The organism is Thermodesulfovibrionales bacterium (assembly GCA_035622735.1).
Lineage (GTDB): Bacteria > Nitrospirota > Thermodesulfovibrionia > Thermodesulfovibrionales > UBA9159 > DASPUT01.
The window spans coordinates 75,346-86,504 of record DASPUT010000077.1; the positions used below are offsets into that span (position 1 = coordinate 75,346).

The 11,159-nt window shown below is 53.6% G+C and carries 10 protein-coding genes; 4 read left to right on the forward strand and 6 right to left on the reverse strand.

Features of this window, described 5'->3' with window-relative positions:
• Positions 1-6: 6 nt before the first annotated feature.
• The 5 genes from VEI96_04460 to mraZ form a co-directional block, all read right to left on the reverse strand.
• Positions 7-1,581: a UDP-N-acetylmuramoyl-L-alanyl-D-glutamate--2,6-diaminopimelate ligase gene (locus VEI96_04460; protein HXX57230.1), complete on the reverse strand. Its 1,575-nt coding sequence runs from the start codon at positions 1,579-1,581 to the stop codon at positions 7-9.
• Positions 1,578-3,269, reverse strand: coding sequence for a penicillin-binding protein 2 (locus VEI96_04465; protein HXX57231.1), 1,692 nt, complete (start codon positions 3,267-3,269; stop codon positions 1,578-1,580). Before VEI96_04465 ends, VEI96_04460 begins: the two co-directional genes overlap by 4 nt.
• Positions 3,270-3,363: 94 nt before the next feature.
• The gene (locus tag VEI96_04470; GenBank protein HXX57232.1) at positions 3,364-3,726 is read right to left on the reverse strand and encodes a hypothetical protein; all 363 of its coding nucleotides are present in this window, start codon (positions 3,724-3,726) and stop codon (positions 3,364-3,366) included.
• Between the two features lie 20 nt (positions 3,727-3,746).
• Entirely contained in the window at positions 3,747-4,616 is an 870-nt protein-coding gene (rsmH, locus tag VEI96_04475; GenBank protein ID HXX57233.1) for a 16S rRNA (cytosine(1402)-N(4))-methyltransferase RsmH, read from the reverse strand.
• Positions 4,617-5,069, reverse strand: coding sequence for a division/cell wall cluster transcriptional repressor MraZ (gene mraZ, locus VEI96_04480; protein ID HXX57234.1), 453 nt, complete (start codon positions 5,067-5,069; stop codon positions 4,617-4,619).
• Between the two features lie 494 nt (positions 5,070-5,563).
• Here mraZ and VEI96_04485 point away from each other — a divergent pair, with 494 nt between their 5' ends.
• On the forward strand, positions 5,564-6,079 hold the full coding sequence (locus VEI96_04485) for a hypothetical protein (GenBank protein HXX57235.1): 516 nt from the start codon (positions 5,564-5,566) through the stop codon (positions 6,077-6,079).
• 125 nt (positions 6,080-6,204) lie between these two features.
• On the opposite strand, the gene VEI96_04490 is transcribed toward VEI96_04485, so the two are convergent.
• Positions 6,205-7,113 carry a hypothetical protein gene (locus VEI96_04490; GenBank protein HXX57236.1) on the reverse strand — a complete coding sequence of 303 codons (909 nt, stop codon included), beginning with the start codon at positions 7,111-7,113 and terminating at the stop codon, positions 6,205-6,207.
• 361 nt (positions 7,114-7,474) lie between these two features.
• Between VEI96_04490 and VEI96_04495 the strand changes: the two genes are divergently transcribed.
• From VEI96_04495 to VEI96_04505, 3 genes are all read left to right on the forward strand, one after another.
• On the forward strand, positions 7,475-9,025 hold the full coding sequence (locus VEI96_04495; protein HXX57237.1) for a peptidylprolyl isomerase: 1,551 nt from the start codon (positions 7,475-7,477) through the stop codon (positions 9,023-9,025).
• Positions 9,022-10,050 carry a C40 family peptidase gene (locus tag VEI96_04500; protein ID HXX57238.1) on the forward strand — a complete coding sequence of 343 codons (1,029 nt, stop codon included), beginning with the start codon at positions 9,022-9,024 and terminating at the stop codon, positions 10,048-10,050. Before VEI96_04495 ends, VEI96_04500 begins: the two co-directional genes overlap by 4 nt.
• Positions 10,051-10,145: 95 nt before the next feature.
• Complete coding sequence (locus tag VEI96_04505) at positions 10,146-10,943, forward strand: menaquinone biosynthesis protein (GenBank protein HXX57239.1); 798 nt, start codon at positions 10,146-10,148, stop codon at positions 10,941-10,943.
• Positions 10,944-11,159 lie beyond the last annotated feature (216 nt).

Here is an 11,159-nt window from a genome sequence, read left to right on the forward strand (position 1 = left end):
ATTCCCTCATGTGTTGCCGACTATTTTCTGCTTCTTCCTCCTTATCGCCTCTTGCGCAACTTCCCGGTCACTGAACGGGTATCTCCTCTCTCCCACTTCCTGATAATTCTCGTGCCCCTTCCCCGCGATAATGAGGATGTCTCCGTCACCCGCCTTCTCGACCGCCAGTGCTATCGCCTCAGCCCTTTCAGGGACCACACGGTAATTGGCCTTCTCTATGCCCGATTCGATCTCTTTGATAATCCCGATGGGGTCTTCGTTTCTCGGGTTGTCCGAGGTTATGAATACATGGTCGCTGAGTCTCGTCGCTATCTCGCCCATGACCGGCCTCTTCCCCCTGTCCCGGTCCCCCCCGCAGCCGAAGACGGTGATGATACTGACATCGCCTTCCCCAGCGATGATCTCCCTGACTGCGGAGATGAGCTGTTCGAGGGCGTCCGGAGTGTGAGCATAATCGACGATGCAGAGGAAACCCTGGCCTTCATCGACCTTCTCAAGCCTTCCCTCAACAGGAGGAACGGTCCTCAGGCCCTTCCCGATAACTTCCATCGGCACACCCAAGGCCATGGCGGCTGCGGCTGCGGCGAGGATGTTGTATAGATTCGCCGAGCCGATCATCGGTGAGTCTATCCGCACACTTCCCGCCCCCCTCTGCCTCAAGAGAAAGGAGACCCCTGAGAAGGTGTACTCCACCTCTTCTGCGGTGATGTCCGCTTCCGGGATCACGCCATACGTGACCGCAGTTCTCTTTATCTCACTCAGGAGCCTTTTCCCCCACGGATCATCCAGGTTAATGACGGCGGTCCCGCTCTCGGGGAGGAGTTCGGTAAACAACCTCTTCTTCGCGTCATAATACCGCTCCATCGTCCCGTGAAAATCGAGATGATCCCTCGTGAGGTTCGTGAAGACCGCGCTCTGGAACCTCGTATAGTCGACCCTCTGCTGCGAGAGGGAATGGGAAGAGACCTCGGTTATGACGTAGGCGCATCCCGCTGAAACCATCTTCCGGAGAAGCCCCTGAAATTCGAGAGACTCCGGCGTCGTGTGGGGAGCGGCACATTCGGCCTCTTTTACGAGGTACCGTATCGTGCCGATCAGCCCCGTGGCTTTATCCCACGCCTCGAGTATCGCCTTGATGAGATAGGTCGTCGTCGTCTTTCCGTTCGTGCCGGTCACGCCGATGACCGGCACCTCCTCCGAAGGCCTCTCAAAGAAGTTGTTCGAGACGCAGGCGAGGGCCTTCCTGCTGTCGTCTACTCGGATGAAAACGGGCGAACTCCCGTTCGCTCCTTGAAAAGAGGTGGGTGCCGGAGGATCCGTCAATAGACCTGTCTTTTCATGCACTACCGCAACCGCACCTTTTGCGATCGCGTCGGAGATAAAGTTCCGGCCGTCGAAACGGTCGCCCCTGACAGCGACAAACAGGGCACCTCCTGACACCTTCCGCGAATCGTATGCAATTTCCCCTATCTCGACATCGGGAAGCCTCCCGCCGCCGGATGAAGGTGAACCGGCCGTTACCGATCCGCTTCCGGCAGCGAGCTCATAATCACAATCACAAAGAATATCGGACAGTTTCATCGCGCGACCATCAGGGTGTTTGCCCGGGTATCTTCCCTCGGGACATTGAGATAAGAGAGCGCACTCTCCGCAATCTTCTTAAAGACCGGAGCTGCGACAACACCTCCGTATATCTGCCCCTTCGGCTCGTAGATTACGATGATCATCGCCATCCGGGGATTGTCTGCGGGCACAAAGCCCACAAATGAGCTCACATACTTTTCCCGCGAATACTTCTTCGTATGAGGGTCTATGATCTGGGCAGTCCCGGTCTTCCCGGCCACATAGTTTCCCTCCACGGCGGCGCTCTTCGCGGTTCCGCCCTCCTCGGTAACGGTCTTGAGGATCTCCTTGAACGTACCCGCCGTCTGAGCGGAGATAGCCCTCTTTGCATCAGACTGAAAAGACCAGAGAGGCTTGCCTTCAGGATTCAGAATCCTCGACACCACATGGGGTCTCACGAGGAGGCCCCCATTTCCTATCGCTGCGTAGGCCCTCAGGACCTGCAGAGGGGTGACTGCCACTTCCTGTCCGATCGAGATAGAGCCGAGTGAGACACCGGACCACCGTTCCGGCGGCCGAATCCAGCCAGAGACCTCGCCCGGCAGGTCGATCCCCGTCTTTTCGCCGAAGCCGAAGGCCTTGGCGTATTGATATACCTTTTCCTTCCCGAGCCTCATGCCGATCATCACAGAGCCGACATTGGAAGACTTCTGGATCACCTCTCTGAAGGTGAGAAAACCGTGTCTGTGCGCGTCGTGTATCGTCCTCCCTCCCACTTCGACAGAGCCCCTGCTGCAGTCGAAGGGCGAATCAAGGGTTACCGCCTTTTCCTCGATGGCCGCGGTACCGACGATGATCTTGAAGGTGGAACCAGGTTCATAACAGTCGGTGATCGCCCTGTTCCTCCGTTCGAAATTCCTGCTCTCGGCAGTCTTGTTGGGATCAAAGGAAGGAAGGTTTGCGAGGGCGAGTATCTCGCCGTTGAAGGGGTCCATCATGATCGCGGTAGCGGCAACCGCATGCCACTGTTTAACCGCCGCTTCGAGTTCAGATTCAACCATGTACTGTAGACCTTCATCGATGGTAAGGACGAGATTGTTCCCCTTGGATTCCATCTCGACGCCCTGGGACAGTGTCCTTCCGCTGGCGTCCCTCGCGAAAATAATCTTCCCCCCATTCCCCCTGAGGCGGTCATTATATTTCAGTTCGACTCCTTCGATTCCCCTGTTGTCGATATCGACAAAGCCGAGGATGTGAGCCGCCAGGGCGGCCTTCGGATAGAATCTCTTGGCATCGGGCATAAAACCGATCCCCTTGATCTTCGACTCCCTCATCCTCTTCGCAACTGCGGGGTCCAGTTTCCTCTCTATCCAGACAAACCGTCCTTCGGACGAAAGCTTGCTCAATATCGCCTTCTCCGGCCTGTTCATAATCTCACAAACTTTGCGGGCGCTCGCCTCAGGGGAATCTATCTCGAAGGGGTCGCAGTAGACTGATTCGAGATCGAGGTTAACGGCCATCTCCCTCCCCCTTCTGTCGAAGACGATCCCCCGTCTGACTCTGACATCTTCCTGTTTCTCCTGCTGGAACTTCGCCTTTTCATAAAACCTTCCGTGATTCAAGAGCATGATATCTGCCAGCCTTACGATTACGATAAAAAAACAGAAACAGAGCGCCGTATTCAAAATGACAGCGCGCTTCCTCATCGGGCACCGCCGAAGCGCGAAACCCTGACTTGAAAACCGACGCCACCTTTTTCTTTACCCGGTTGCCACGACGCAAAAAACAGCGTGTTCTCCCTCAGAGCGCCCCCCCGCCTGCACTGTCAGCCTCGTATGAGCCTTTCGCATTCCCCTTCTGTGCCGTCTCGAGAGATGCCCGTATCGGCCCAGAATCTTTCACCTTCACAGCAACGACCTTTGTCCTGTTCGGAAAGACAAGACCGAGATTAAGGGCCGCTGTCTTCTCGACCTTCTGGAGGGAAAGCAGGGCAGACTTCTCCGCTATGAGCATCTTCGTTTCTCTCAGGTTCTCCAGTCTCTTTTTCTCGAGTTCGCTGATGCCGTATTCAAGGGATATGAGATTCGACCTGAGCCAGACGATGCCGAAGATTCCGCAGAGAAGAAGGGCTACACTTAACGGCGCAACGACATATGATACCATACTCCTCCGTCTCACATAAATCATACCTTCTCAGCTCCTCTCAGCTTTGCGCTCCTCGAAGACGGATTCGAGCGTATCTCGTCATACGAGGGAGTCAGGGGTTTCTTCGTCAATATCCTGATGAGCCCTTCATGCTGTGCATTGCGCATGAAATTCTTCACGGTCCTGTCCTCGAGCGAGTGGTATGCGATCGTGCAGAGTCTTCCCCCGGGGCGGAGGAGGCCGATTGCACCCGCAAGACCCTTCGCTATCTCGGCGATCTCGTCGTTCACCGCGATCCGCAGCGCCTGGAATGTCTTCGTCGCGGGGTGATGCTTCCCACGCCTCCTGATGACAGTGCTCACGATACCAGCAAGTTCGACGCAGGTGGTAATACTTTGTTTTACGCGTAACGCCACGAGCGTTTTTGCGATCTTTCTCGCAAACCGCTCCTCACCATACTCTTCCAGGATTCTTTCGAGTTCTCTCTCGGAATAGGTATTCACGATGTCCCCGGCCGTCAGATTCTGTCTGCGATCCATCCTCATATCGAGCGGCTCATCCGAGGAAAAACTGAATCCCCTGCCGGGAGACTTGAACTGCATCATCGAGACACCGAAGTCGAAGAGTACTCCATCCACGGCGTGAACGCCCAATCCCGAAAGGAGATCTTCGAGATCCGAAAATTTCCCCTGCCTCAGGATGACCTGACCGTCCTTCAGTCTCTCGCGCGCCGCATTCAGAGCCGCTTCGTCCCTGTCGATACCGATGAGTCTTCCCCCCTTCATCTTCGCGAGCATCCTCTCTGCATGACCGCCGAGACCGACTGTAGCATCAATATATGTTCCCCCCGGACTTATATCGAGCATCTCCACAACCTCCCTTGCCATTACGGGAAGGTGCACGGTCATCTAAAGACCGTAGGCAGCTAAACGCTCTTCAACCGTCTTCCTGTCGATGTTGCTGAGATCAATGACGCTTTCCCATTCCTTCCTGTCCCACAACTCTATCTTCTCGATCTGTCCGACAATCACGACGTCGCCCTTAATCCCCGCGTCTTCCCTGTGCGCCGCAGGGATCAGGAGCCTTCCCTGTTTATCCAGGGAACATTCCTGAGCCGAGGCAACAACGCGGCGCATAAATATCCGCACATCTTCGAGCATCTTCGGGAGCGCCCTGACTTTCTCTTCGAGCCTGCTCCATTCTTCGTAGGGGTAGATATGAAGACAGCGGTCAAAGGCCGCATTGGTGATGTATAATCTTGAGCTATAATGTGTGGAGAATATCTCTCTGAAAGGAGCGGGAATGATCAGTCTTCCCTTTTCATCAACGGTGTAATAATGTTTACCAGAAAAAGCTGGCATCTCCCCCCACTTTTTACCACTATTTACCACCAACTATATAAGAAAGGAAATACGTTGTCAAGAAAAAAATATGAAAAAAATTTTATTTTTTAAAATTACTAAATATAGTGGTTTTGTCTCTTGCGTGACACAAGATGTGAGATATATTTCATCCACAAATCCGGATAAGTCATTTCGAGCCGAAAAGAAAATCGCCTCCGAAATGCGGGACACTCATTTCGACACCTCAGCACGCGTCACGCGAATTATAGAAAGATTTGAAAAGAAAGCTATACAAGACAGCTTTCGTCTCGATCCAATCAAGTTTGAGAGGTTGACGCGTGACACCCTAGTGAACCGTAGGGGTCTTCCATGAGAACGCTTGTCCTGTAACCAGACAATATAGTAAACTTAGAATGATTTCTTGCTGGCAGGATATCCTCAGTCAATTTATTTCCTGCCATCCCTGAAGAGAACGATCGCATTTTACGGAGATAAAGGAGGCAAGAAAAACCATGGCTAAGGCATCAAGGAAAACGACCCCGAAGAAATCAAGGGCGGCTACGAAGAAGCCGGCAACGAAGGTCGTGCCGGCAGCAAAAAAAACCGCAACACGTTCCTTTACCGCTAAGACGGCGAAAGAGATCACCGCTACCTTCGTCGACAGCGTGGGACTGACCGCGAAGGTGGCGGCGGCTGTCGCTGCCGAATGTGTGAACATCCTTGCCGGAACGGGTTACTCGGCGAGCGGGATGCGCCGTAAGGCAACGTTCACGCTCATCGTCGACGATCTCATCAAAGCCGAGAAGGCCCTCGAAAAGATCGGCGCCGATGAGATACAGGATTCGTCGGTGATCATGGTCGAGACGGCAAACAAGGTCGGGGCGCTCGAGAAGATATCGAGGATCATCGCGAATGCCGGCATCATGATCTACTATTTCTATTCCACCACGAGTTCCGGAAAGACAGCGACCTGCGTATTCAAGACTGCAGACGACAAGAAGGCGATTAAGGTTCTCCAGGAAGCATAACGAAATTGCCGATCAGGTCCGACCCGCATCAGGGCGGTCTTTGAGTAACAGTTTGCGAGGCGAGTGCAATCCGCTCTTCTTCGTCTCATGCGGGTTGCATTAAGCCATGTAAAAGAGACAGCCGGTTAACGCCTCCAGCCGCCTCCAGGAGAACCGCCGGAGAGGCTTCCGAAGGACCCCCTGCCACCTCCGCCGGAAAGACCCCTGCCAGAAAAACCGGATGACCTGCCGCCGGCAGAAGGCACGCTATAGTGACATGAACTGCATGACCTCCCGCTGTTGGCCGTTGCGGACGGGACGCCTGATTGAGCTCCTCCCGCCGTCGACGACGAAAACGTCCTGCCTTGAGCTCTGCTCGCAGCATCAATACGTATCACCCTCCCTGTTCTGAAATCGTGGAAATGGTTAGTGATAAATTCATCATGCCCGTGCCTGTGCCGTCTCACATGAAAATCGGACAGGACGAAGAACCCTGTGAACGAGAACCCCAAACACCAGAATGGATACGGAACCCAGCTGTACAGGTATGCATAGTCAGGCGGCGGGGAATAATACGTCACGACCGGAGGACCCTCCTCGTAATAGTAGTCGTTGACCGACTCGGAATCAGGATAATTCGGGGCTGATGTCTCGCCCCCACCCGCACCTGATACGTCCGCAGCTACGGATAGATTGTACCCGAACATGATATCCTGAAACGCTTTCAGTGCCGCATTGTTATCCATCGATATCCTCCCGCCTGACGCGGCTTCATTAATGGAAGTCTGCAGCTCTCCGACAATATCCGGCGTTACCGGATAATCCGCAATCCAGCCGTTTCTTGGAGCTATTCCGACGTCGCTCAGAGCACTTTCAGCCTCGGCCTCGCTCGCCGGAGTTCCGATATTCAATGCGGCGACAAGGTCGCTCGCCAACGTGCCTTCCCTCACGAGAGGCTGAGAAAGTGGCGGGACCCCTGAGGTCTGAGCATGCGCCATGACCGGTAGAACGATGAAAACCATTATGATTACTGATAGATTCCATAGGGCCTTCATCTCTTTTTACCTCTCTTACTTATCATGAAACAATGATGCGATTTTTCGCAAAACCGATATCTGCGACATTTCCGAGCCACTTCCCGGGATATTCCGGCCCGGTCATCCCCCATCGCTTCACGTCCCTTTTCTCTTTTTTCTCTGGTAAAATCTCATTTTTTCTCTGGAAATAATCGTTTGGAATCGGGTAAAATAGCCACAAAAGAATCGTGAGCTCTGGAAAGAATGACGAAGAGCTTATGCTGAGAGGCATCTCGAGCGAAGTCGATTCTTGAGACCCTGAATTGTTGATAGGAGTCAGGAGAAAATACCGGTCACGCAGGAAAGCCGGGATTTCTCTTTCTCCTCCGGGACGGAACCGATGAAAAGGACATTGCACATCCATCGACGCGAGTTGTTTGCATATTGCGCTTTTCCTCTTCTCTCTCTCGCCTTTTTCGCGTCGCCCCTCCATGCGGCAAGAAAGCCGCTTGTCAGAATCATTGTGGTGAGCGAGCGGGCAGATGCGGAAAAGCTTCTTTCCGAAATACATGGGGGCAAATCATTCGCTTCTCTGGCAAAGGAATCGTCTCTTGATAAAGGAAGCAGGGAGAGATACGGGGAGATCGAAGAGACCGCGTTTGAGAGTCTCGATAAACCTTTGAAGGAAGCTGCCTTCAGGATGGGAGAGGGTGAGGTCAGCGAAGTCATTCCCCTTGGAGACAATAGACACGCGCTCCTCCTTGTGGTGGATCTTGCATATTATAGAAAAGGGGCCAAGGCATTCAGATCGGGAGACGTTAAGACAGCGGAGATGAATCTTCTAAAACATGTCGAACTCAATCCTGACGCGGTAAAGGCGCGTGTCATTCTCGGACAGATCTATGAGGCCGGAAATGAGGCGAAGAGGGCTGAGGAGTATTACAAAGACGCCCTGCGCTTCGATCCCGTATCTGAAGAGGCCTATGAGCGGTTGGCCGCATTGTACCTTCGCACCGGGCAATTAGAGCAGGCGAGAGACCTTTACGATGAAGGCCTCCGCCACGTGCCGGACTCGAAAACACTGAAGAGGGGCATGGAGAAGACAAAGACTCGGCTTTCACCTGTGGCAAGCGTTCCCTCCACGAAGGAAACCATCAAGAGTCGACCGAGCGAAAATACGGGTCTGGAGAGCGGTGTGATAAAGAGTGAACCTCTGAAGGCGGAAGTGCCGAAGGAAGAGACGCGGAAAGGCGAAGTACCGATAAGCGTGAAGTCAAAGACTGAGACCGCAAAGAGTACAGAGGATAAGAGAATGCACCTGAGGATCATCCTCACCGGCAGGGAATCGGATGCTCAGGACATCCTGTCGCAGATAAGGAACGGTGCGTCTTTCGCCCTGCTCGCGAAGGAGCGGTCTGTGGACGACACGACGAGGGCGACGTACGGCTACCTCGGGGAAGTCGCCCTGAACTCCGTTCACGCATCCATACAGGAAGCCCTGTCAAATCTCCGGGAGGGAGAGACAAGCGGCGTCATCACGATGGAACCGAACCGGTATGCCATTGTTCAGGTCATACCGATGAGCCTCTACACGGAGGGAGAAAAGGCCTTCATAGCAGGAGACTTTGCGACGGCTGAGGAGCGACTGCTCAAGTACGTTGAGATGAACCCGGACGCGGTAAAGGCCTCTACCATGCTCGGGAAGATATACGAAGACAAGAAAGAACTCTCAAAAGCGATCGAACTGTACGAGAAGGCCATTCTATTTGGGCCCCAGACGGTCCTCGCGTACGAGAGGCTCGCGAGAGTCTATCTTTTTCTCGGCATGTTCCAGAAGGCAAGGGAAGTCTACGTAGAAGGGTTGAAGAAGACACCTTCGTCTGTCGCCCTCCAAGAGGGGGTCGAGATGGCTGACCTGCTTCTCATAGGCCGAGGCGAAAGGATGCCATGATCGGAAAGATTGCCGGAAAGACGACTCTCATTGTTCTCTGCCTGGGAGTATTTCTTTTCTGTTCCTCCTCTGCATACGCGGGTGCGCCGTCTCGCACCGCGAAACAGGCGAAGAAGAAAGTCGAGAAGAGCGTCAGCTCCAGCAAGACAGTCATCGATAGAGAAAGATTGGCAATTGTAAATGTGCCGAGTTCGGAAGTCTTCTCCACAAATTCACAGGAATCTGAACGCGTAACTGAAGTACTCCTCGGCGATGAGTTCAAGGTGATCAGGGAGGATAAGGACTGGGCCTATGGCTACATCCCATCCCAGAAAGACTACCGTGGATGGATCAGGAAGGCGAATATCTCGTCACCGCCTGACACTTCTCTCTTTAAAGGCAAGAGCATCGTTCAGGTGAGGAACGCAATGACACGAATCACCTTCAGGGATGGCTCGTATATAAATGTTTACGCTGGCACAAGGCTTCCCCTCCTCACCAGGGACAACAGGCGATATGAAGTGGTCGCCCTCCCGGATGGTACCACGGGATACCTTCCTATCGAAGCGGCGTGGGTAGAAAGTGAGGGCCTCGCGAAAGAGGTTACGGCCAAAGACATATTGCAGGCTTCGAAGTTTTATGGTTCCGGTTACAAATGGGGAGGGATCACGAAGGGCGGCATGGATTGTTCTGGATTTGTCTATACCGCGTTTCGGTTGAACGGCATTTATCTGAAGAGGGATTCCTATCTGCAGGCGGAAGAAGGCCTCGATGTGCTGCCTGAAGAGCTTCAGGCCGGAGATCTGGTCTTCTTCAAGTCCGGAAAGGCGAACAGGATAGACCATGTCGGCATCTACGCCGGTGACGGAAACTTCATCCATTCCAGTAGGGGGAAGAAAGGCGTCGCGGTGAGCAGTCTTTCCGACGAGCCCTTCAGAAATAATTTTGTCGGAGCGAAGAGAGTTCTTACCCCTCGCAACGATGCCGGTCAGGCGAGAGAAGATAAAGAGCAGACTCCAAAGCGACAGAATAAGAACGAGACATAGCTTCACTATCGCTGCCGGTTAGGCCGGAGTTCGTGGTCTTCACGTCCTTCGAAATTCAAAATGGAAAAGAGAAAATGAGTCAGGAGGAGAAATTTTTGGCCCAAGGCCATCTAAAGATAGGACGGATTCCCTACGCAAATCTCTTTCCGATCTTTTACGCGCTTGAGAAGATTTCGGGACCCCGGGGTTATGAGTTCACCGATGGTGTCCCGTCCGTTGTCAACAGACTCCTAAGAGAAGGTGGGATCGATGTCAGCCCGTCATCTTCGATCGAATACCTGAGGCACGGAGATGCCTACACCTTTTTGGAGGGTCATTCCATAAGCTCCTTCGGGCCGGTCGGGAGCATTCTCTTCTTCAGCCGAAAACCGATCGAGAAGCTTGACGGTTCCACGGTTCTCGCCTCATCCCAGTCGGAGACTTCCGTTGCGCTCCTCCATGTCATCCTCAGGAAATTCTACGGATGCGCCTGCCCCCTGAAACTCACGAGTGAACCCCTCCCCCAGGGTCTGGAATCATACCCGGCGTACCTCCTCATCGGAGACGACGCATTGCGGGAAGCGAATCGGTGGCCTGGGCTCCACATCTATGACCTCGGAGAGATCTGGTATCGCAACACCGGGCTCCCCGCCGTCTTTGCACTATGGATTGCGCGAAAAGACTCCATGACCGAAACCTCACGCCTTGAACGGTTCAGGGAAGACCTCGACGCAGCGAAAGTCAGGGCATTCAAGGATCTGAAAACGATAGCGTCAGAATCTCCGCTTCTCGGCATCCTCTCCGAAGAGGGACTCGTCTCCTATTGGGAGAGGATATCCTATGACCTCGATGCCGAGCACAAGAGAGGTCTAGACCTCTTCAGAAGGTATGCCGAGGAACTTAGACTCCTTTGATGTTCCCTCGCCCCACTTCCGTCCTTCGGGATTGAAGAAACTGTTCGAATGAAATAAAAAGGCAGGATGTAACAGCACTGCCTCTCTCCTCTGATGTGCGCCGTCCAATTAGAGGTGCCTCTCTATCGACCCCTTCTTTTCGAGGAGTTCGTATTCGTACTTCTGCGGCTTCCTCCCGAAGCAGATGCCGAGACTCTCGAAGAGGGCTATCTCCCT